Genomic DNA, 22,655 nt, shown 5'->3' with positions numbered 1-22,655 from the left:
CGGCGCGATCATTTCGACCGCGCCGTTTACGAAAAGTCCTGATCAGCGATAAACGCCGTTGACGGTGAGCGAAGGCACTTCGCCGCCAACCCATTTTTCGTAGAGTTCGGCGTAACGGCCGGTGCGAACCTGCTGGTTGATGAAGAGGTTCAGGTAGTTGATGAGGCCGTATTCATCGCGGTTGGTGAAGAGCGCGACATAGTCGATGTCGTAAGGCGCCTTGCCGACCACGGAGATGCCGGCGAACTTGCCGCCCTTCACGTTGGACTGGGCAACCGTCGAGGTGGAAACGGTGGCGTCGATCTGGCCCTGGCTGAGTGCGAGGAACACGTCTGCCTGCGTCTGGTACGGGCGGAATTCACCGGTGCCCCACTCCTTGACCGACTTTTCGAGCGCGATGGCTTCGAAGGTGCCGGCGGTTGCGCCAACGGTCTTGCCCTTCATGTCTTCGAAAGACTTGATGCCCGACTTGTCGTTGGCGGTAACGGCCATTTCGAAGGCGAAGTAAGGCACGGTCATGCCGACTGTCTTGGCACGCTCCAGCGTATCGGAGGTGGACGCAACGCCGACATCGACGCGGCCGGACATCAGCGCCGGAATACGCTCGGGGAACGGCGTTTCGACAATTTCAGCCGTGACGCCGAGCGCCTTGGCGAGATCGTTGCAATAATCGACGTCGAAACCAACAGGATTGTTGGCGTCATCACGCGCGCCCATCGGCGGGAAGTCGAGCACAACGGCGCAACGCAGCGTGCCGGACGAAATAATGTCGTCAAGCTTGTCGGCCTTGGCCGGGGTGATAGCGGAGGTGGCGGCCAGCAGGCCGGCGAAAATGACCGATTTTTTCATTCTTGATTTGCTCCCAGAATTGGTCTGCCCTTGAAGGCGCGGTCACTATTTCCCCAAGAAAGCGATAAATCAACATAAAAATACAATGAGTATACAAAAAGAATTTTGTGCGTGTGCGAACTGATGAGGTTCAATGGATTAGTTTCGAAAGCTGGCGCGAGGAGCCGACAAGGTGAGCGGAAACATCAAAGGCCCCTCATCCCTGTGCTTGTCACTGGGATCCAGCCAGCCCAAGTCTTTGGGCTGAATAGAGTCTTTGCGACGCGCAGACGCGCGTCTGCTGGATTCCTGTGACAAGCACAGGAATGAGGGCCTAAGGAATCTTTGAGTCCGATAAAGTGGATTTCCGCCCTGACACAGCCGCACCGAAAAGACACGTTGCATTACCCCCGCCATTGTATACTTTATGTATTCAAAATGTGCGAGCCGATATCGGAGGATTATGATGAGCGACACCACCACCTTGACTATCGACGAACTATTTCAACGGGTGGAGGCGATTTTTCGCAGGGCTGGCTTAAATGCCGTGCAGTCGGGAGCGCTGGCGCGCGTCATCACCGCCGGTGAGCGCGACGCCTGCAAGTCCCATGGCATTTACCGCATTGAAGGCGCATTGCGCACCGTTAAGGCCGGCAAGGTGAAGCCCGATGCCACACCCGATGTGGCCGAGGACGACAGTACGGCGATCGTGAAGGTCAATGCCAATGGCGGCTTCGCCAATCCTGCCTTCGAGCTTGGCCTGCCGGTGCTGGTGGAGCGGGCGAAACGTCTGGGCGTCGCCACACTCGTCATCAATGACTGCACCCATTTTTCGGCGCTCTGGCCCGAGGTGGAGGGACTGACCTCGAACGGGCTGGCCGGGCTGGTGATGTGCCCGAGCTATTCCACCGTCGCGCCGACGGGAGGAACCAAACCGCTGCTCGGCACCAACCCCTTCGCTTTCGGCTGGCCGCGCAAGGACACCTCGCCTTACGTCTTTGATTTCGCGACATCCGTTGCCGCCCGCGGCGAGATAGAACTGCACCGGCGCGCGGGAAAACCTTTACCCGAAGGCTGGGCGGTTGACGCAGACGGCAATCCGACGACGGACCCGGAGGCGGCCCTTGCCGGCGCCATGCTGCCCTTTGGCGGCCACAAGGGTTTTGCCATCGGCACCATGATCGAGCTTCTCGCCGGCATCATGATCGGCGACCTCACCAGTCCCGAAGTGCTGGACTATCTCGGCACCACCACGCTTGCGCCCTTCCATGGAGAACTGATCGTCGCCTTCTCCCCGGAAGCCTTTGCCAAGGGGCGGCCGGGAGACCCCTTTCAGCGCGCGGAAGTTCTGTTTGACGCCATCATCGGCCAGGGTGCCCGCCTGCCCTCCGGCCGCCGCTTTGCCGCCCGCGCCAAATCGGAAAATGAAGGTATTACGCTGATCGCTGCAGAAGTGGCCGGGCTCGACCGACTGCTGGAGAAGGGACTGGACGCGGTCTCCTGACCGCAAAGCGGGAACAAGAAGGCTCGTGAACGCGGGCCTTCTTGCAATGACAAAGTCACTCAGCGTCTTTTGCGACTGCACAGCATCCCCTGCCCCGTCACCCCGTACCTGATCTGGGGTCCAGTGCGATCAAGTCTTTGATCACGAAAGACTCATTCCTCACGGCGCAGACGCGCCGTGGCTGGATGCCGGGTCAAGTCCGGCATGACGGAGGGGAGACATCAAACCTCATGACATGCAAAAAAGGCCCGCATTTGCGGGCCTTTTGTTTTCACGCCAGCGGCTGCTTAGGCAGCCTTGCAGGCCTGCACGGCACCCGGAAGCTTGCTCCAGTCGGCATACCAGCTGTTGAACAGCTTGAACTGCGCTTCGACATAACCGCGCTGGCTGTCCGTCAGGGCATCGGTTTCGTTGAAGTGCAGCGTGTATTCCTTGTCGCCCTTCAGCACCATCATGTGCTTGAAATAGAGAACCAGATCCGGGCCTTCATCGAAGGACGAGAGAACGGCGAGCGCCTGTTCCAGTTCCAGCGCACGGGCGCGGGCATCCGCATCACCCTTGGCGGCGGCCTGCGACAGCTTGCAAAGGTGAATGACTTCCTTCGGCAGCACGTTGCCGATGCCGGTGATGGCGCCGGTTGCGCCGCAATTGACGAAGCCGTGGAAAACGGCGGTATCGACGCCGATCATAAGAGTGACGTCGTCATCACGGCTGGTGATGTTTTCAGCAGCGTAACGCATATCCGCCGGGCCGCCGAATTCCTTGAAGCCGACGAGGTTCTTGTGCTCGGCGCGCAGCGCGAAGAAGAGATCGGCGCGGGTGGCGAAGCCATAATAGGGGCTGTTGTAGATGACGGCCGGAATTTCCGGTGCAGCCGCGAGGATGGCCTTGAAGTGAGCCTTCTGGGCGGCGATGACCGAACCGCGCGACAGAACGCGCGGAATAACCATCAGACCCTTGGCACCAACCTTCTGGGCGTGGGCAGCATGGGCAACGGCAGACGCCGTGTTAACCGCGCCGGTGCCGACGATGACCGGAATGCCAGCCTTCACCAGGCGCTCCACGCCTTCCATGCGCTGCTCATCCGTCAGGAGCGGCCAGTCGCCCATGGAACCGCAATAAACCACGGCCGACATGCCATCGGCGATCAGTTCCTTGCCCTTGCGAACAAGCGCATCGAAATCAGGGGTGCGATCATCCTTGCAGGGGGTCATCAAGGCGGGAATCACGCCGGAAAAAATGCTGGCCGTCATTACTAGCTCCTAAGGGACATGTTTTTCGGGAATGGACGCACGTCCGCGCCACCCTTTCAACAAGGACATTACTATCTTGTATTTTATTTGTCGACAAGAAATCGACAAGCTACAGATTTATTTCCAGCCGCTCGTTTCGCACCAGCAGCTTCTGCACCTGCCGCACGATCTGTTCGGCATGCTCCCGCGCCAGCCTTTCGGAAAGAGCGATATCGCGAGCGGCAATTGCTGCAATCATCTCTTCATGATCGTCGACGAAGCGCTTGGGCAGACGATCATCATAGGACTGGTAATAAAGCCTGAGGATGCGCCGTCCCTCATCCAAAAGCCGCTTGAACAGGCTGGTGAAATAGGGGTTGCGCCCGGCTTCGGCGATGGAAAGGTGAAGGGCGGCATTGGTGGAAATCATCGCCAGCGCATCCTGCTCCTCGACCGCGATGGCGAATTCCGCGTTGTGGGCGCGGATTCCGGCCAGATCTTCCGGACGGTGATATTGCGCGGCAAGCTGGGTCGTTACCCGGTACATCAACACAAGCGCATCGAAATAGGTATGCATGTTGAGGAAATCGATATTCGACACCATGGTGGAGCGGTTCGGCAGCGTATCGATCAGCCCCTCGCCCGAAAGCCGCACCAGTGCCTCGCGGATGGGCGTGCGTGACATCTTGAACCGCTCGGCAAGCTGCACCTCATCAATGGGACTGCCCGGCGGCAGAACCAGATCGAGAATCTCGTCGCGCAGCAGATCATAGACCATCTTCACGCCGGAGCCGCGCTTGCGCTCGGCAGAAGCAATTATATCCGTCATCATCAAATCCCTCTTGTCGACATAAAGAGTACTATTATATTTTTTCGCAATCAACGCCGCGCAGCGCCGTCGCCTCTTCGAATGGCGGAATAATTGTTCAAAAACAACAAAAAGCCGTCGCGAAAATTGCCCGCGACGGCTTTTAATCGTTCGGTTTGTGGCGTGGGCGTTATTACCCCGCTTAAGGAAAGACGATTTCTCTAGGGAGCCAAGAATACGCGGCTTGTCCCTTCTCCCCGGCGGGGAGAAGAAACGCCCAGCAATGCCGCCCCTCAAACAAGACGTTAGTTGCGCAGGCCGGTGGCCACGACGGAAATCTTGAAGGCACCATCAAGCGTGGGGTCGAAGGAAGCGCCCATGACCACGTCGGTCTCTTCGCTCACAGCTTCGCGCACCAGCGTCATCGCCTCGTCGATTTCATAAAGCGTCAGATCGTTGCCGCCCGAGATGGATACCAGCGCGCCACGCGCCTCCTTCAGCGAGGGTTCGCCGAGCAGCGGATTGGCGATGGCTGCGGCCGCCGCTTCCGAGGCGCGTTTCGGACCCTTGGCCTGCGCCGTGCCCATCAGCGCCCGGCCGCCATTCTTCATGACATAGCGCACGTCGGCGAAATCGAGATTGACGAGGCCTTCGCGCAGGATGAGATCGGTGATGCAGCGCACGCCAAGCGACAGGACCTTGTCGGCCGTCTTCAGCGCATTTTCAAAGGTGGTACCGGCATCGGCAATGCGCAGCAGGTTCTGGTTGGGAATGACGATGACGGTATCGGCCGTGTTGAGCAGGTTGGCAAAGCCATATTCGGCAGCCCGCATGCGGCGCGCGCCCTCGAAGCTGAAGGGAAGCGTGACGACACCGACGGTGAGGATGTTCTTCGCCCGGCAGGCTTCAGCGATGACGGGAGCCGCACCCGTGCCGGTGCCGCCGCCCATGCCCGCGGTGATGAAGCACATGTCATAGCCGCTCAGGTGATCCATGATCTCGTCGAGGGAATCGATCGCCGCCTGACGGCCGACCTCGGGATCGGCGCCCGCGCCCAGACCGCCGGTCAGCTCGGAGCTCAACTGCACGAGCCGCGGCGCGTTGGTCTTCTTCAGCGCCTGTGCATCCGTATTGGCGGCGATGAAATCCACCCCGCTAATGCCCTCCGCAATCATGTTGTTGATCGCATTGCCGCCACCGCCACCGACGCCGACGACGGCGATATTGGGCGTGTTGCGGGCAATGGTGGCGCGCGGAGACTGGGTCATCGTCTTATTCTCTTTCTAAACTCATAGGGTCCCGCGCCGTTTTTTGACCGCGGCACGCGAATGATCGGCAAGGTCCCAGCGCTTCCTCCCCGAGCGGGAAAGAGGCTGTAACGCTTTGAATTTTCATGCAGCCTATCGCCCCATAATGGCGAAAGACCGGCGTTCCAGGGGGCGAAAGATGCTCCACGGCGACGTTCTCCGACCCCTTCCCCGGATGAAAACCGAACCGAATCAACTGCTTCGCTTCCTAGAGGTGATAGCCGAAAAGGCGCGCCGTTTACACTCCATTCACTATGTTTATCTCACTTTGGAACGAGTTACGCCGACAAGTGTTTGCTTGCCGACCGCGCTGGAGCGGTGGGAGATAAAACGGAACCGGCCCTTCCCGCTCCAGGCATAGTTGACGCATCGAAGGCCCGAAAACCGCGCTGCACTTTTCGGTCCGGTGCTCTGAAGCACACAGAATGGAGACAGGCATATGTTGGCGGACGTCTTGCAGAACGAACCGGGTTTCCACACGGAACAGCCGCGTGTGCTGATCGTGGAAGACGAATTCCTCATCGCCATGGATATAGAGGATTCCATTTTGCAGGCGGAAGAAGAGGCGGACGTCATCGGCATCGCCAACCGGCTGGAAGAGGCCGTGGCGCTTGGTAGCCGCGCCGATATCGCCTTCGTCGACGTCAATCTTGCCGATGGACAGACCGGCCCTGAAATCGGGCGGCGGCTTTCCGAAGACCATGGCGTGGTGGTGATCTTCATGACGGCGAACCCCGAAGTCGTCGTCAATCTCGGCATAGGAGCCGGCGTGATCGCCAAGCCCGTGCCGCAGGATGCCGTGGAGCAGTGCCTTGCTTACGCCCTTGCCAGACGCGCAGGCACCCATGCCGTAACGCCCATCGGCATGATGGCTTTCGACTGAGATAATCCTGAAAATAAAGGGAAGTTTCCGAAAACAAAAAAGCCTGCCGCGGGAGGAGGTGCGGCAGGCTTTTTTAAAAAAATGAACAGCGATATGGGAGGAGGAAAACCGCTGTCCCCGGGGCAACCCTTTGGGAGGAGGAGTAGGATCACCCGCATTACCGAAAGGATGTGGGAGGAGGTACATCCGTTTCGATGATTTGAAGATACCATTTTTCTGCGCGTTTGACAGGCACAAGGTTGCAGCACAGATATGCGTTTTGTGCATGGCAATATTCATCGTCGAAAATTCCTGGCGATTGGTTCGCTTCAGTCGTCCTCGGGCGTGGAATGACATCGCTTTGCACATACTCAACGTCATCCTCGGGCTTGACCCGAGGATCCTCACCCGTGGAAAGCAATGGATCCTCGGGTCAAGCCCGAGGATGACGGAGGAGAGGCTTCCAAAACAAAAACGCCCGCAAAGCGGGCGTTTGGGCATTCAATAGCGGCAATATCGTTATGATTACTTACCGACGGCGGCGCGGGCGACGCTGGTGATCTGGCTGCGATCGATACCGAGATCGTGCAGTTCACGGCTGCTCATACGGCCGAGTTCGTTGATGGTCTGACGATATTTGCGCCAATTGTTGAAGCTGCGTGCTACGTTCATGACATTACCCTTTCTGAGGTTTAGGTGACGTCAGTAACGTTTTCGTCCCGGCGTCCTTTGATGTCCTCTATATGCGCTTTTCGATGACGCATTAACAGGCAGAATAAGGCAATCCACCCATGCACTACATGCACGGGTTCCCCATGACGGTTTGCGGCGAAAAAGAAACGTGACTGAAATTCAGACAGTTCACCGGGCTTGGGACCGTCCCTGCCGCTCAGAACTTGTAGCGGACGCCGAATACGTTGGCGTTTGTGGCGCCTTTCATATTGCCCAATGTTTTGCCACCGCCGGAACGGTGGTGAAGACGCCAGAAGAATTCAGTCGAGGAATCCTCGCTGAAGGACACGTTGATTTCCGGCCCCAGATAAAACAGGACATTGGCATTGCCGTCGTCCTTGATTTCCTGTTCGCGCTCGCGGCCCCGCTGCGCATCCGTGACAAGGCTGAGGCCGGCGGTAAAGCTTGGCGTGATGAACAGCCGCTCTCCGAGCCTGATCTGCTCGTAACGCGCAACCGGACCCACCCAGACCTCACCCGTAAAGCCCTTGCCAAATCTGGCAGCGACGCCGATTTCGCCACCGAGTTTCACATTGCCGATACGGTAGGGATAAAACTGGTAGCCGCCGCCCAGAATGGCGTTGCGCTCATATTCCACCGGAAAGAGGGCTGCACTTTTCAGCATGTCTTCTTTCGTCAGGGCGCCGCCGAAACCGAATATCGCTTTGCTCGTCTCCGACGTCATATCTTCCGACGCGAGAGATGGTGTTGCTGCCAGTGCGATCATGCCAACCAGCGACAGACGTGCTGCAATATTCATTTTGCTACTCCTGAACAAAGCCCGCTTACCCAGCCGTCCTCATAGGCATATTCAGGGAAGGCGAACATACCGTTACCGAACACAATTAATTCAACTTGCGCGGAAATGGGCAAAACAAGCGTAATATCCGGTTGCTGTCAGCGCAGGAACCGCCTGAAACGGCGTAGTGCGAAAACGAAGAGCGCGGAGCCGATGGCCAGCAGCGCCAGCAGTTGCGGCCAGACCACATCCAGCCCCGCCCCTCTGAAAAGCACAGATTGCGCCAGAATGACAAAATGGGTGTTTGGCGCAAGAAGCATGATGTACTGGATGATATCAGGCATGCTTTCACGCGGCGTCATGGCGCCGGAGAGCACCTGCAGCGGCAGCAGGAACAGGATCAGCAACATGCCGAATTGCGGCATGGAACCGGCGACGGTCGCCAGGAATATGCCCATCGAGGTCATGGCGAAGAGCTGCAATGCCGTTCCGAGCAGGAAAAGCGAAAGCGAGCCTTCGATCGGAATGGCAAGCAGCCCCTTGACGACGACAAAGAGTGAAAACGCAGAAGCCACCAGCACGACAAGGCCCATGGACCAGACCTTGCTGAGCATGATTTCCAGCGGCGTGACCGGCATGACCAGCAGATGCTCGACCGTGCCATGCTCCCGCTCGCGAATGAGCGCCGCCCCCGTCAGCACGATCGACAGCATGGTGATGGCGGTGATGATGTTATTGATCGAGCCGAACCAGGACTTGTCCAGCTCCGGATTGAAGCGGGAGCGCAGGGTGAGGTCCACCGGCACCGAAGTCGCACCGCGATAACGGTTGACATATTCCTGAACTTCGCTGGTCACGATGCTCTGCACAGAACCGCCGCCGCTGAAGGCCTGGCTCATGCGGGTGGCGTCGATATTGAGCTGGATGGCCGGCTGCTGACCCGCCATCAGCCGACGCTGGAAATCCGGCGGGATGTTGAGCGCGAAGGTATCGAGGCCCGCATCCATGCGCTTGTCCATTTCCGCGATGGAAATCTGCTTCGGTGGCGCGAAATAAGGTGGATAAAACGCCGTGCTGATGCGACCGGAAAGCGGCGACTGATCCTCATCGACAATGGCGATGGCGGCATTGTTGAGCGTTTCCGGCAGCGCGCTGGAGCCGGTATAGATCTGCAGCGTGAAGGCATAAACGATGAGGAGCAGCAGCATGCCGTCACGCGCAAGGCCGCGCAGTTCCTTGATGCCGAGCTGGAAGATGTTGGACGAAAACAGCCTCATGACGCCTGTTTCCTCAAAAGTGCGGCACCGGCAATGAGCAGCAGCGGAATGGCTATGAGAAGCGGCAGGAACGAGCCGGAAAGCCCGGCGAAATCAAGCCCCTTCGAGAAGGTCCCACGCGAAATGGTCATGAAATAGGTCGCGGGATAGATGTTGCCGATAAAGGCGCCGGCACCCTGCAGCGATGAGACGGGATCAATCATGCCGGAATATTGCGTGGCCGGAATAAGCGTCAGCAGGGCCGTGCCGAAGATCGCCGCGATCTGGCTCTTCATGAAGGACGACATGAGAAGGCCAATGGAGGTGGCGATGATGACATAGAGCAACGCTGCCGCCGCATAGGTGAGATAACTTCCGGTGAAAGGCACCTGGAAGACGAAGACCGCAAATGCTGTCAGAAGCAGGAAGTTGAGCATGCCGAGGGCGACATAGGGAAGCTGTTTGCCAATCAGGAATTCCAGCCGCGTGGTTGGCGTCACATAAAGATTGACGATGGAGCCAAGCTCCTTTTCCCTGACGACGCTGAGGGCCGCCAGCATGGCGGGAATGAGCATGAGCAGCAGCGGAATGACCGCCGGCACCATGGCGACGAGGCTTTTGACATCAGGATTGTAACGATACCGCGTTTCGATGCTGAAGCTGTTTTGCGTGGCGGCGCTGCCGTAAATCTCGGCGGCCTTCCGCGCCAGCCATGTCTGGTGCATGCCCTGCACATAACCGCGCACGGTCTCTGCCCGCTGCGGCATGGCGCCGTCGATCCAGGCGCCCACCTCCACCGTCTTGCCGCGCAAGACATCGCGGCCGAAACCGGGGGGAATTTCAATGGCAAGGCTCAGTTCCCCGTCGCGCATCCGCCGGTCCATATCGGCATAGTCGCGGATAGGTTCCTTCTCGATGAAATAACGCGAGCCGGCGATATCGAGCACATAATCCCGGCTGATGGTGGAATCGTCACGGTCCAGCACCGCAAAGGTCAGGTCCTCGACATCGAGATTGATACCGTATCCGATGACAAACATCAGGATGACGCTGCCGAGCACCGCCAGCGTTCCGCGAATGGGATCACGCTGCAATTCCAGCGCCTCACGGCGGGGATAGCTGGACAAGCGCCTGAAATCGAAAAACCACTCGGGGACGGGGGGGGCATGTTGTGTCGTGGGCACCTCAGCTGCCGGAGCGGACGGTGCGACGGGTTCCACTTTTTTCACACCCGAGGCATCCTCGAGATAGGCGACGAAAGCCTCTTCAAGCGTTGCGGCATTTCGGCTCTTGGTGATCGCATCAGGCGTATCGCTGATCAGCACCTTGCCGGCATGCATCAGCGAAATACGGTCGCAGCGCTCCGCCTCGTTCATGAAATGGGTGGAGATGAAGATGGTGACATTGTCGTTGCGCGAGAGGTCGGCGAGGATTTGCCAGAACCCGTCGCGCGCCACCGGGTCGACGCCGGAGGTCGGCTCATCGAGGATGAGAATGTCAGGCGAATGGATCATCGCCACCGCCAGCGACAGCCTCTGGCGGATGCCGAGCGGCAGGTCGTCCGGCAGTGTCTCCATGACCGCGCCAAGATCGAAGCGCTCGGCCATTTCGGCGATACGCGGCTGAATGGTTTCTTCCGGCAGCTTGAACAGGCGCGCGTGAAGATCGAGGTTCTGCCGCACCGTCAGTTCTGAATAAAGCGAAAAGGCCTGGCTCATGTAACCGACGCGATGACGGATCGCCATGTCGCTGGCATCCACCTTGTGCCCGAAGAGCTTGGCCTCGCCTTCGCTGGCCGCCAGAAGCCCGGTCAGCATCTTCATGGTCGTGGATTTTCCGCAACCGTTCGAACCGAGAAAGCCGAAAATCTCGCCGCGCGGAATCTTGAAGCTGACATTGTCGACGGCGGTGAAATCGCCGAACCGCATGCTGAGATGCGACGCTTCGATGGCATAATCGCCCTCACCGGTCACCTTGCGCGGCGCGATATGGACTTCGTGGTATCCCTTGCGCTTTTCTTCGGGGAGAAGCGCGATGAAGGCTGCATCGAGATTAGGTGCTGACGTGCGCTCCAGAAGTTCGGCAGGCGAACCGGTGGCCAGTATTTTGCCGCCATCCATGGCAACCAGCCAGTCGAAACCGGCGGCCTCTTCCATATAGGCCGTTGCAACGATGACGCTCATGCCCGGACGCCCGGCCCGGATGGAATCGATCAATTCCCAGAACTGCCGGCGCGACAACGGGTCTACGCCTGTGGTCGGCTCATCGAGGATAAGCAGGTCCGGATCGTGGATCAGCGCGCAGCAGAGCCCCAGCTTCTGTTTCATGCCGCCGGAAAGCTTCATCGCGGGGCGATCGGCAAATGGTTCGAGGCCGGTACTCTTCAGCAATTCAGCGATGCGCGCCTGCCGCTCCCTGCTGCCCTGTCCGAACAGCCTGCCGAAAAAGTCGATATTTTCGAAGACGGACAGGGTGGGATAAAGGTTCTTGCCAAGACCCTGCGGCATATAGGCGATGCGCGGGCAGGTATCCTCACGGTGGCGCGGATCGGACATGTCGCCGCCCAGAACCACTACCTTGCCCTTCTGGATGGCCCGCGCGCCGGAGACGAGCGACAACAGGCTCGATTTGCCGACACCGTCAGGCCCTATAAGCCCTATCATCCGCCCTGCGGGAATCTCGACCGATATATCGGCCAGCGCAATGGTACTTCCGAAGGTCAGCCGCACATCGGTCAATCGCGCGACCGGTGCGTTCCTGTCATTCGTTGCGGGAGAGGCGACCATGGTGGCCACCGTCACTTGACGAGATTGCGTTCGAGGTTTTCCGGCCAGGCGGCCTGCGGATCAAGCCGGACATAGGCCATGCCGGGCAGTCCGGTTTTGACATACTGGATATATTTCTGCAGCAGCTCTTGCGGGATTTGCGCGCGCACCCGGAATGTCAGCTTCTGGCGTTCCTCTTCGGTTTCAACCGTTTTCGGCGTGAACTGAGCGACATCGGCGACGAAGGAAACTTTCGCCGGAATGGTATATTGCGGGGCGGCATCCAGTATCAGGCGCACATCGGAGCCCATGGACGTGCGGCCAGCCTCGGCCGTCGGCAGGAAGAACGTCATGTAAACGTCTCCGAGATCGACGAGGTTCAGAACCCGTCCACCGGCGGAAAGCACCTCTCCGGGCTGGGCGATACGATATTGCACGCGGCCGTCGCGGGGCGATTTCAGCGTCGCATCGGCTATGTCAGTCTCAATGCTTTCAATATCGGCCTGCGCGGCATCGACCGCCGCCTCGGCATCAACGATCTGCGCTTTGGCGGCATTGATTGCGGCGTCGGAGGCAGCAAGCGAGGCCTGCGCGGAGGCGAGCGTGGCGCGGGCGGATTGCTCGGCGGCTTCACTGTCGTCGACGATCTGTTGCGAGACGGCGTTGCCCGTCAGCAGCTGCTTCGAGCGCGCATAGGTCTTGGAGGCGGAATCAAGCTGGGCCTTGCGCTGTTCCACTATCGCCAGCGCCGAGGTCTTTTCCGCCTCCCGCTGGGCGACAAGGCTGTTGGCCGTATCGATTGCTATTTTCGCACGGCGGAACTGTGCTTCGGCCTGACGCTTCCGCGCTTCCAACTGGGCGGTGTCCATCTGTGCCAGCACCTGCCCGGCCTTCACGAAATCGCCTTCGCGCACCAAGATGTCCTGAAGGCGGCCGGCGGTCTTGGTGGAAATATCGATCTCGACCGCCTCGATCCGGCCGTTGCTGGACGCGAACCCGGAAGGCAGCCCCTCCCCCTTTAGCTTCGACCAGGCAAAGTAAGCGGCAATGGCAACAACCAGAACCACCAGACCAATGAGCAAGCCTTTTTTAGACATCCGTCTTCCCCATGAACCCTTCAGGTTTCAACCGTAATACGTAAAAACCGAAGAAGCCAGCCACCATCGCGTTTAGAATCTGTGCCCGGTATTTCTCCTGTTTAAGGGAATGGACCGGGTCATGGGCTGTTTAGGTGTCGTGGTGTTTTGTGGCCTTGACACAAGTCAAATGCCTTGAGGGTTTGCAAACCGTAGAGGTTGCAAAGCCCTGTGAAACCGCCTCGTTTGGCAAAGCCGCATCATCCGCACCCCGTCACCCCGGACTTGATCCGGGGTCTAGCGCGATCAAGTCCTTGATCGCAGGAGAATCCTCTCACGGCGCAGACGCGCCGTAACTGGATGCCGGATCAAGTCCGGCATGACGGAGGAGAGGGTCTGTACTTAAATAGCCAAAGGCCGCAGGGTGAAGCCCGCGGCCTCGTATTTGTCGTAGCGACCGCGCCTCACACCGCCCGCACCCGCTTCACCTCCGCCTGCGTCCATTCCGGCAGCCAGTCTCGATGGGCGAGCAGCAGATCGTCCACCAGCGACCAGATCTGGTCGAGGTCAAGTTCGGCTGCCGTATGCGGATCCATCATCGCGGCATGGAAGATGTGTTCGCGGTTTTCGCTCATCAGCGCCCGAACCGTCAGCTCCTGGACATTGATGTTGGTGCGCATCAGCGCTGTCAGTTGCGGCGGCAATTCGCCGATGAAGGTCGGCTGTATGCCGTTATGGTCAACAAGGCAGGGCACTTCAGCCGCGCAATCTGATGGCAGCGAGGTGATGCAGCCATTGTTGCGCTGGTTGCCGTAGATGACCGAGGGTTCGCCGGTCCAGACCGAGTTGATGATGGAGGAGGCATATTCCTTCGACTGTTTGACCTCGATCTTCTCGGCCGAGCGATAGGCGGCCGCCTGACCCTTCCAGCGCTCGATCTGTTCGATGCAGCGCTTGGGATATTCATCAAGCGGGATGCCGAATTTCTCGATCAGGTCTTCGCGCCCTTCCTTGATGAAATAGGGCGTATATTCGGCAAAATGCTCGGAACTTTCGGTGACGAAATAACCGAGCCGCGTCAGCATCTCGTAACGCACCTTGTTGGGGCAGCGCGGGTTCCAGCCGGGTTTTGGCGCGCGGCCTTCGCGATAGGCGCGCACGAGATCGGGATAAAGGCTCCTGTAGCTGCCATCCGGCTGGCGATGTTCGAATTCGAGGAAGAACGCCATGTGATTGATGCCCGCCGAACGGTAACGGATTTCCTCGTAAGGGATATCGAGATCATGGGCGAGTTCCATGGCCGTGCCCTGAACCGAATGGCAAAGGCCCACCTGCCGGATCGTCGGATATTTCTCGGCAATCGCCCAGGTGTTGATCGCCATGGGGTTCACATATTGCAGCATGATCGCATTCGGGCAGACGGCCAGCATGTCCTCGCAGATCTTCCACAGATGCGGCACGGTGCGAAGACCGCGCATGATGCCGCCGACGCCGAGCGTATCGGCAATGGTCTGGCGCAGGCCATATTTGCGCGGCACCTCGAAATCGGTGACCGTGCAGGGCTCGTAACCGCCGATCTGGAAGGCGACGACGACGAAATCCGCGCCGGCAAGCGCCTTTTTCTGGTCGGTATAGGTCTCGGCCTTCGCCTTTGCCCCCAGCGTCGAAATCAGCTTGTTGACGACGACGGCGCTTTCTTCCAGCCTTTCACGGTTGATATCCATGAGTGCGATGGTGGCGCCCGAAAGGGCCGGACGCTGCAGCACGTCGCCGACGATGTTCTTCATGAACACCGTGGAGCCTGCGCCGATAAATGTGATCCTGGGATCTCTTGCCATGTCTACCTCCGGCATTGGAATTCAAGCGATTTCGAAGGCGGCCCGTACAAGCCGCTGAGTATATTCTGTTTTTGGGTTTGTCAGCACATCCTCGACAGGCCCTTGCTCGACTATCTGCCCGCGCTGCATGACGATGACGCGGTGGCAGAGCGCGCGGACCACTTTCAGGTCGTGGGAGATGAACAGGTAGCTCAGGCCCCGCTCATCCTGCAGCTTGCGCAGCAGATCGATGATCTGCGCCTGCACGGAAAGATCGAGCGCCGAGGTCGGCTCATCGAGCAGGATGAATTCCGGCTCCAGCGCCACGGCGCGCGCAATGGCGATGCGCTGGCGCTGGCCACCGGAGAATTCATGCGGGAAACGTGAGAGGATGTTACCGGGCATGCCGGCCGCCTCCAGCGCATCACGCACCCGATCCAGCCTTTCTGCCTTGGTCCGGCCAAGGCCGTTGATGATCAGCCCTTCCTCGATGATCTGGCCGATTGTCATGCGCGGATTGAGTGATGCGAAGGGGTCCTGAAACACGATCTGCATGCGCGAACGCAGGGGCCGCATTTCAGCGCGGGAGCGGCCATCCACCCTCTCCCCGTCAAAGATCACCTCGCCGCCCACCGGCTCGTTCAGCCGCAGCAGCGATTGCCCGAAGGTCGTCTTGCCGGAACCGGATTCACCGACGAGCCCTAAAGTCTCGTGCCTGTTGAGGGTGAGCCCGAGACTGTCGACGGCGATCAGTTCCTTCAATTCGGGTTTGAACAGCCCGCCATAACGCATCATGAAGGAGACGCGCACGCCGCTTGCCGTGAGCAGCACGCCGGAATTCTCCGGCAGCGGCTTTGCCGTTCCCTGTGGTTCGGAAGCGAGCAGCTTCTTCGTATATGGATGTTGCGGTGCTGCAAACAGCTGTTCGGTGGTGTTATGTTCGCGCATCTCGCCATGCTGCATGACGTAAACGTAATCGGAAAACTGCTTCACGATCGTCAGGTCATGGGTGATGAGGACCACGGCCATGCCGCGTTTCTTCTGCAGGTCGCGGATGAGATTGAGGATTTGCGCCTGCACCGTCACATCGAGCGCGGTGGTGGGTTCGTCGGCAATCAGCACATCAGGATCGTTGGAGAGCGCCATGGCGATCATCACACGCTGTCGCTGGCCGCCGGAAAGCTGGTGCGGATATTGTTTCAGCCGTGCTTCCGGCTCCGGTATCTGCACCTGCCGCAGAAGATCGAGCGCCCTCGCCTCGGCTTCCTTGCGGCTGAGTTTCGAGTGCACCCGGATCGCCTCGACGATCTGGCTGCCGATCGTATAGATCGGGTTCAATGAACTCATCGGCTCTTGAAAGATCATCGAAATCCGGTTGCCACGCAGCGCCCGGCGCTGGCGTGACGAGAATTTCAGGATGTCCTCGCCGTTGAAGCGCACGACTGCCGATTTCGAAATCGTTGCCCGCTTCGTCAGAAGGCCCATGACGGTGCGAGCCGTGACGGATTTCCCCGAACCGGACTCGCCGACGATGGCAATCGTCTCGCCGCGATAGAGCTGGAAGGAAATATCTTTCACCGCCTCCACCGTTCCGTGCTCCACCTTGAAGGTCACGGCAATGTTGCGGGCATCGATGATGGCATTGTCCTTGCGATCATCGGCATCGAGGCGGATGGCGGGGGCGTAGGCGTTGTTCTGGCTAGCTACCATGTCATGCTCCTCTCAATAGGGATCGACGGCATCGCGCAGGCCATCGCCCAGCGCGTTGAAGGCGAAGACTGTGACCAGCACGAAACCGACCGGCGCGAGGATCCATGGATAGGAACCGATGACGGAATAGGTCGCGGTATCCTGCAGCATCAGCCCCCAGGAGATGAGCGGCGGTTTCACCGCAAAACCGAGGAAACCGAGGAAGGATTCCAAGAGCACGACGCTTGGAATATGCAGGGTGACGGCGACGATCACGTGGCTCATCACATTCGGCAGAATGTGCTGGAAAATGATGCGCCGGTCGGTGGCCCCGACGGCAATCGCCGCCCGGACATAATCAATACGCGCCAGCGCCAGCGTCTTGCCGCGCACCTCGCGTGACATCTGCGCCCAGCCGAGCGCCGACATGACGCCAACCACGAAGACGAGGAAAACGGTGGTCGGCGCGGTGACGGGAATGAGCGATGTCAGCGCGAGATAAAGCGGCAATTGCGGAAAGGCGAGCACCACCTCCACGAAACGCTGCACCCAGGCATCCAGCGGCCCGCCGAAATACCCTGATATCAAGCCGACACTGGTACCGATGACGGTGACGATGGCGACGACGCTAAGCGCAATCGCGAGCGAGATGCGCGAACCGTATATGGCGCGCGACAGCACATCGCGCCCGAACTTGTCGGTTCCGAGAAAATGCACCGGCTGGCCGTCGGTCGAGCCGAAGAAGTGACGGCTCATCGGGATGAGGCCCAAAAGCCTGTATTCCGCGCCTTTGACGAGGAAGCCGAGATAGACGGGATTGTCGTAGTCCGGCCCGACGATAGGCTGGAACGTCACCGGATCGAGTTCTTCGGTCTCGGCAGTCGCATAAACCCGGGGGAAAGGGCTGATATTGCCGTCCTTGTCAGAAAAACGCACCACCTGCGGCGGCGAGAAGCTGGCATTGGTTTCCAGCGGGTTCATCGGCGCGAAGAAATCGGCGAAAATTGCGATCAGGATCAAGAGCACGACCAGCACCAGCCCCAGCATGCCGGTGAAGGACCGCCTCAGACGCCGCCATACCAGGGCGAAATAGGACTCGTTGCCCTGCGTGCCGCGTTCAGGCTTGGGTGTGGCGGTGGTTTCGGTCTTCATGTTGTCAACGGCCACCATCTCAAGCCCTCCCGAATTCGCGAACGCGCGGGTCGAACATGGCGAGCAGCATGTCGGCGATGATGTTGCCGACGATCAGCGTGGCGGCCAGCACCATCATGAAGGTCGCGGTGACATAGACATCACCCACCGCCATGGAGCCGACAATGGCCGGACCGACGGTCGGCAATGCGAAGATGATGGCGGTCTCGATTTCGCCGCTCAGCATATAGGGCAGCACAACGCCCTGATACATGACGAGCGGGTGCACCGCATTCGGCACGGCATGGCGCATGATGACCGCGCCTTCCGAAAGACCCTTTGCGCGCGCCGTTTCCACATATTGCGCATTCAGCGTATCGAGCAGATTGCCGCGCATCACCCGCATGTTGTAGGCGAGGCCGCCGAAGACGGCGATGGCGACCACCGGCCAGACATGGCTGACCAGATCAACGAACTTGCCCCACGACCACGGCGCGCCGCCATATTGCGGCGAGAAGAAGCTGCCGATCTCAGACACATCGAAATGAAACACCATGAGATAAACAAGGATCAGCGCCATCAGGAAACGCGGTATCGTCATGCCGAGAAAGGCGATGGTGGAGAGCAGGTTGTCGACCCAGGAATATTGCCGCGTAGCGGCCCAGATTCCGAAGGCGATGCCGAGAACAGATGCGAAGATGTGGCAGACCAGCGCCAGCGCGATGGTGCGCGGCAGGCGTTCGCCAACCACATCGGCGACCGGCTTGTTGTAATAGAAACTGTAACCGAAATCGCCGCGGGTGATGATGCCGCCGATCCAGTTGAAATATTGAATGACGAGCGGCTTATCGAGGCCGTGTTCGATACGATAGGCCTGCGCCTGCGCTTCCGCCTGTTCGAAGGAAGCCCCGCCCTGGTTCATCAGCTGCGAGCGGATGTAGTCTGCATAATCGCCGGGCGGCGCCTGAATGATGGCGAATGTCACCACGCTCAGGATCAGCAGCACCGGAATAGCGGAGCCTATGCGTATCGTCAGGAATCTCAGCATCGAACGGTCTTCCTCCGTTTGGATGGGCCGTGTGTCTCCGGCCGCGCTTCACGCGCGACCGGTACCGGGTGTTCTCCGGGAGGAGTACTTCAAGGTATTCGCATTTCCGGACGGAAACCGGGGTCCGGTTTTTCTGGAAATGCTTTAGTTGATCGGGCCGCCCTCACCCGGCTTGCCGGGAAGCTGCTGCGGGAAGAGTTCGTATTTGCCCTGCTTGTCGGCTGCGACCCACAGGCGTTCACGGATGATGGAATCTTCGGCCCAGTTGAACATGAAGATCGGCGTACCCTGCGGCACGTTGGAGAACCGCTTGTTGACGATGAGCGCACCGGGATATTCGGTGAGGCCAATCGTATAGAGGTTCTGCGTATAGACCTTCTGATATTGCTTCATCAGTTCCGCCCGCTCGGCATTGTCCTGCGAGGAAATGAACTTGCGGACCAGATCGGCCATCTCTTTCTCGAACGGCATCAGGTCAAGTTCCTTGCCCTCGGGCGAGCGGTGGTTCCAGCTTGTGCGCGGGCCGACCGGCGCCAGCTGCTCGGTGTTCTGCACCACCGAGGAAAGCTCGGTGGAGTTGCGGCGAACCAGCCAGTCGAACTGCCCGCCATAATGGGCGGCATCGCGCTGGTTGGAATCGAGGCTGTTGATGACGACGCGCAGGCCGAGTTTCGCCATCTGGCCAACGAGGCCTTCCGCAAGGCTCTTGTCCGTCGCGTAGCCGTTATTGACGAGAAGGGTAATCTCGACATTGCGGCCGCCGAGCGTTTCCTTGGGGAAATTCAGGAACCCATCGCCATCGGTGTCCTTCAGGCCGATTGTGGCGAGCGAGGCCTTGGCGGCTTCGAGGTTGAAGGGGTAATAGACCGTGGAGGCGCGATCATAAAAGCTGGTGCCAGACGAAACGCCGCCCGGATAGATCGCCGTGAAAGGCCCCTTCACAAGCGAGTCGCCGATCGCCTTTCGATCGAGAGCGGAAGTGACCGCCTGGCGAAATACCTCATTGCGGTTCAGCTCACGAATGGCCTGTCCGCGCTCATCCGGATTGCCCCAGCCATTGGCGGAAAAGTTCATCTGCAGATTATAGCCGATGAGGCGCGGCCCAAAGGCAAGGCGGGCCGGCGCATTGGGATCTGCGGCGCGTTTCAGCGAGGCGACGAAATTCTCCGGCTGTTCGAGGTTTGAGAAATCGCCCGAGCCCGCAACGGCCTGCACATCGCGGTCGGCCCAGGTGGAAAGTTTGTAGTGGACCTCATTGAGATAGGGCAGCTGCTGGCCCTTTTCATCCACCTTCCAGTAATAGGGATTGCGCCGCAGAACGATGAGATCATCGGGCCGGTAGGACACGGGCACCCATGCGCCCATGACCGGCATGTTCATATACTCAGGCGGGAAAGCGTTCTTGAACTGGTTATAGGTGTTCTTGGAATATTTCGGATGCTGGGGCTTCAAGATATGCGACGGACCGGGGCAGAAGCTCGGATAGGCCATGGTGTAGAGATATTGCTTGGGAAAAGCGGCCTTGAAGGTCCATTCGACGGTGTAATCATCGACCTTTTTCAGCGTCGTTCCTTCACCAAAGGCCTCCGGCGAGGCGCCGCCGCCAAGCGGTGAAACATTGGGATCGATGACGGCATCTTCCCAATAGAATATCACATCATCGGCGTTGAAGGGTTCGCCGTCCGACCATTTGGCCCCCTTGACGAGATGCATCGTCAGCTTGTGACCATCTTCGGACCATTCCCAGCTTTTCGCCAGATTGGGCAGCGGTTCGGTATCCTTGGCATCCACCTGGAAAAGCGGCGCGGTACGCGTCAGGCATTCGGAAAGGGCGATATCGATGCCGCCCCAGCCCTGGCTCTGGCCGGCAATATAGTTCCAGCCCTCCGGCCGGCCGCCGACCACATGACGCATGGTATCGCCATAAACGCCCATACCGTCAGGCATGTTGCCGGTCTTGTAGACGAGTGGTTCTTCCGGCAGGCGTTCCTTCAGCGGCGGCAGCTTGCCGGTCTTTTCGAATTTCTCAGTGACCCAGTCCGGCTCGCTGTAATCAGGCAGCGCCTTGAATTCGAGGATCGAGTCGCGCGCCACGTAATTGATCTTGCCTTCGGCCGGAAATTGCGGCGGCTCGGGCGGCGTGGCGGTCTCGAAGGCATTCGCATTGAGTGCGATCATCGAAACACTGATCCCCAGTGCCGAGATGATACCGATCTTGCGTTGAAGTAACATCGTCATTCCTCCCAAATGGCAGCTCTTCGAGCGCCCACCCTCTGTGATCATTCTGGCCGTGGCGGCGAACTCCCTTTCGCCGCCCGACCTGTTCCCATGTCTTTTCCTTCAAACAGCCTTTTTCAGCGCCGATTTCTCGGCCCGCAATTCCTCGATGGAACGCACGTTGCGGCGTGCGGCACCGGCCCAGTCGCGGGTCTTGACGGTTGATTTCGCCAGCCGATCCTTCGCCGCCGGAACGGCATCGGCATATTGCGGCAGCCAGCGCGCCTGCGCGACAACCATCTCGTCCACCATCTGCCAGACCTCCTCCGGCGTGGCGACGGCGCCCACCAGCGGGTCATGCAGCACGGCGAGCTTCAGCAGATCGATATCGCCGCTCACCGCCGCATGGACAGACATGCGCTGCACATTGATGGAGGCCATGCAGGTGGCAGCACAGGCTTCCGGCAGGGTCACACCCGACACCCTGTTAATGCCGAAACGATCGACAAAACCGGGCGATTCGATGATGGCATCCGCCGGCAGATTGCTGATGACGCCATTGTTCTTGACGTTGAAATGGCCGCGATAGACCCGCCCCGTCTCCAGCGCTTCCAGAATATGGCTCGCATGTTCGTTGGAGCGCTTGGCCGGATCGATCGGCTTGGCGGCGGAAGCGAGGAACTGCGGAAACTCCGTGTCGACCCCGTTGCGCGTCCCGGGGGAGTGACGCAGATAACCGCCGGTTTCGCCGTGGATCCAGTCGGACATGTCAATCCAGCGGGCGATTTCATCCGGGCGCTTGCGATACCACGGCAGATATTCGGAGAGATGGCCGTTGCTTTCGGTCGAATAGACACCGAAACGCTTCAGCACGTCGATGCGCAGCTTCTCCTGCTGCGAAAAGACCGGATGCGCTTCGAAGGCCGCGACCAGCTCATCCTTGCCGATCTTGCGGCCGTTGAGCCTCAGATCGATGAACCATGTCTGGTGGTTGATGCCCGAGCAGATGTAATCGAGTTCGGAGGGGGATTTCGCGCCGAGGATTTCGGCGATCTGTTCCGCGCCATGCTGCACGCCGTGGCAGAGACCGACCGTATCCACCTTGCCATATTCGATGGCCGCCCAGGTATTCATGGCCATGGGGTTGGCATAGTTCAGGAATTTTGCGCCGGGTGCCGCGACTTCGCGAATATCCTTGCAGAAATCCAGAATGACCGGAATGTTGCGCTGGCCATAAAGAATGCCGCCGGCGCAGATCGTATCGCCCACACACTGGTCGATACCGTATTTCAGCGGAATGCGAATGTCGTCAGCATAGGCTTCGAGCCCACCGACCCGCACGCAGCTGATGATGTATTTCGCGCCCTCCAGCGCCCGACGGCGGTCCGTATGCGCGGTCACCTTTACCGGAAAACCATTGGCCTCAACCACCTTGTCGAGGATCGCCCTGATCATATCCAGATTGTGCTGGCTGATATCCGTCAGCGCGACTTCGATGTCGCGAAACTCCGGCACGCACAGGAGATCGGTGAACAGTTTTTTCGTGAAACCGACGCTGCCTGCGCCAATAATAGCGATTTTGAAACTCATGACGCCACCTCTGTTGCAAATCGAACGGGTGAAACGGGCCGAAGGATCATGAAA

General features: G+C 59.2%; 17 protein-coding genes. 2 read left to right on the top strand and 15 right to left on the bottom strand.

All coding sequences use genetic code 11. The annotated features are described in order from the left end of the window. Positions 1 to 42: 42 nt before the first annotated feature. Positions 43 to 849 carry a transporter substrate-binding domain-containing protein gene (locus tag ASB65_RS24275; protein ID WP_060725601.1) on the bottom strand — a complete coding sequence of 269 codons (807 nt, stop codon included), beginning with the start codon at positions 847 to 849 and terminating at the stop codon, positions 43 to 45. A 445-nt stretch (positions 850 to 1,294) separates the two neighbouring features. Between ASB65_RS24275 and ASB65_RS24270 the strand changes: the two genes are divergently transcribed. Further along, positions 1,295 to 2,332, top strand: coding sequence for an Ldh family oxidoreductase (locus ASB65_RS24270; RefSeq protein WP_060725600.1), 1,038 nt, complete (start codon positions 1,295 to 1,297; stop codon positions 2,330 to 2,332). A gap of 287 nt (positions 2,333 to 2,619) precedes the next feature. On the opposite strand, the gene ASB65_RS24265 is transcribed toward ASB65_RS24270, so the two are convergent. The 3 genes from ASB65_RS24265 to ftsZ form a co-directional block, all read right to left on the bottom strand. Then, positions 2,620 to 3,585 carry a dihydrodipicolinate synthase family protein gene (locus tag ASB65_RS24265; RefSeq protein ID WP_060725599.1) on the bottom strand — a complete coding sequence of 322 codons (966 nt, stop codon included), beginning with the start codon at positions 3,583 to 3,585 and terminating at the stop codon, positions 2,620 to 2,622. Positions 3,586 to 3,694: 109 nt separating this feature from the next. Further along, entirely contained in the window at positions 3,695 to 4,393 is a 699-nt protein-coding gene (locus ASB65_RS24260) for a GntR family transcriptional regulator (RefSeq protein WP_003505651.1), read from the bottom strand. 284 nt (positions 4,394 to 4,677) lie between these two features. Continuing rightward, positions 4,678 to 5,640 (bottom strand): cell division protein FtsZ, encoded by a 963-nt coding sequence (gene ftsZ / locus ASB65_RS24255; protein ID WP_060725598.1) that lies wholly within the window; start codon positions 5,638 to 5,640, stop codon positions 4,678 to 4,680. A gap of 478 nt (positions 5,641 to 6,118) precedes the next feature. Here ftsZ and ASB65_RS24250 point away from each other — a divergent pair, with 478 nt between their 5' ends. Then, positions 6,119 to 6,562, top strand: coding sequence for a response regulator (locus tag ASB65_RS24250; protein ID WP_060725597.1), 444 nt, complete (start codon positions 6,119 to 6,121; stop codon positions 6,560 to 6,562). Positions 6,563 to 7,066: 504 nt separating this feature from the next. Here ASB65_RS24250 and ASB65_RS27800 read toward each other — a convergent pair. The 11 genes from ASB65_RS27800 to ASB65_RS24195 all read right to left on the bottom strand — a co-directional run bounded on the left by ASB65_RS27800 (position 7,067) and on the right by ASB65_RS24195 (position 22,601). Beyond that, entirely contained in the window at positions 7,067 to 7,213 is a 147-nt protein-coding gene (locus ASB65_RS27800; protein ID WP_003505647.1) for a DUF1127 domain-containing protein, read from the bottom strand. Between the two features lie 217 nt (positions 7,214 to 7,430). Further along, positions 7,431 to 8,033 (bottom strand): hypothetical protein, encoded by a 603-nt coding sequence (locus ASB65_RS24240; RefSeq protein WP_060725595.1) that lies wholly within the window; start codon positions 8,031 to 8,033, stop codon positions 7,431 to 7,433. A 137-nt stretch (positions 8,034 to 8,170) separates the two neighbouring features. Then, positions 8,171 to 9,289 carry an ABC transporter permease gene (locus ASB65_RS24235; RefSeq protein ID WP_060725594.1) on the bottom strand — a complete coding sequence of 373 codons (1,119 nt, stop codon included), beginning with the start codon at positions 9,287 to 9,289 and terminating at the stop codon, positions 8,171 to 8,173. Next, entirely contained in the window at positions 9,286 to 12,054 is a 2,769-nt protein-coding gene (gene rbbA / locus ASB65_RS24230) for a ribosome-associated ATPase/putative transporter RbbA (RefSeq protein ID WP_081088469.1), read from the bottom strand. Before rbbA ends, ASB65_RS24235 begins: the two co-directional genes overlap by 4 nt. Before the next feature lie 11 nt (positions 12,055 to 12,065). After that, positions 12,066 to 13,130 (bottom strand): HlyD family secretion protein, encoded by a 1,065-nt coding sequence (locus ASB65_RS24225; protein WP_060725592.1) that lies wholly within the window; start codon positions 13,128 to 13,130, stop codon positions 12,066 to 12,068. A 443-nt stretch (positions 13,131 to 13,573) separates the two neighbouring features. Beyond that, on the bottom strand, positions 13,574 to 14,947 hold the full coding sequence (locus ASB65_RS24220; RefSeq protein ID WP_060725591.1) for an alpha-glucosidase/alpha-galactosidase: 1,374 nt from the start codon (positions 14,945 to 14,947) through the stop codon (positions 13,574 to 13,576). A gap of 21 nt (positions 14,948 to 14,968) precedes the next feature. After that, a complete protein-coding gene (locus ASB65_RS24215) occupies positions 14,969 to 16,636 on the bottom strand; it encodes an ABC transporter ATP-binding protein (protein WP_060725590.1) in 1,668 nt (555 codons plus the stop codon). 12 nt (positions 16,637 to 16,648) lie between these two features. Continuing rightward, positions 16,649 to 17,785, bottom strand: a complete 1,137-nt coding sequence (locus ASB65_RS24210; protein ID WP_060725589.1) for an ABC transporter permease — start codon at positions 17,783 to 17,785, stop codon at positions 16,649 to 16,651. Between the two features lies 1 nt (position 17,786). Then, complete coding sequence (locus ASB65_RS24205; RefSeq protein WP_060725588.1) at positions 17,787 to 18,794, bottom strand: ABC transporter permease; 1,008 nt, start codon at positions 18,792 to 18,794, stop codon at positions 17,787 to 17,789. Positions 18,795 to 18,938: 144 nt separating this feature from the next. Beyond that, positions 18,939 to 21,026, bottom strand: coding sequence for an ABC transporter substrate-binding protein (locus ASB65_RS24200; RefSeq protein ID WP_060725587.1), 2,088 nt, complete (start codon positions 21,024 to 21,026; stop codon positions 18,939 to 18,941). Between the two features lie 108 nt (positions 21,027 to 21,134). Beyond that, the gene (locus ASB65_RS24195; protein WP_060725586.1) at positions 21,135 to 22,601 is read right to left on the bottom strand and encodes an alpha-glucosidase/alpha-galactosidase; all 1,467 of its coding nucleotides are present in this window, start codon (positions 22,599 to 22,601) and stop codon (positions 21,135 to 21,137) included. Between the last annotated feature and the right edge of the window lie 54 nt (positions 22,602 to 22,655).

This window comes from Agrobacterium tumefaciens str. B6 (genome assembly GCF_001541315.1).
GTDB lineage: Bacteria > Pseudomonadota > Alphaproteobacteria > Rhizobiales > Rhizobiaceae > Agrobacterium > Agrobacterium radiobacter.
The sequence above is the reverse complement of the archived record's forward strand: the minus strand, read 5'-3'. Positions and strand labels throughout refer to the sequence as shown.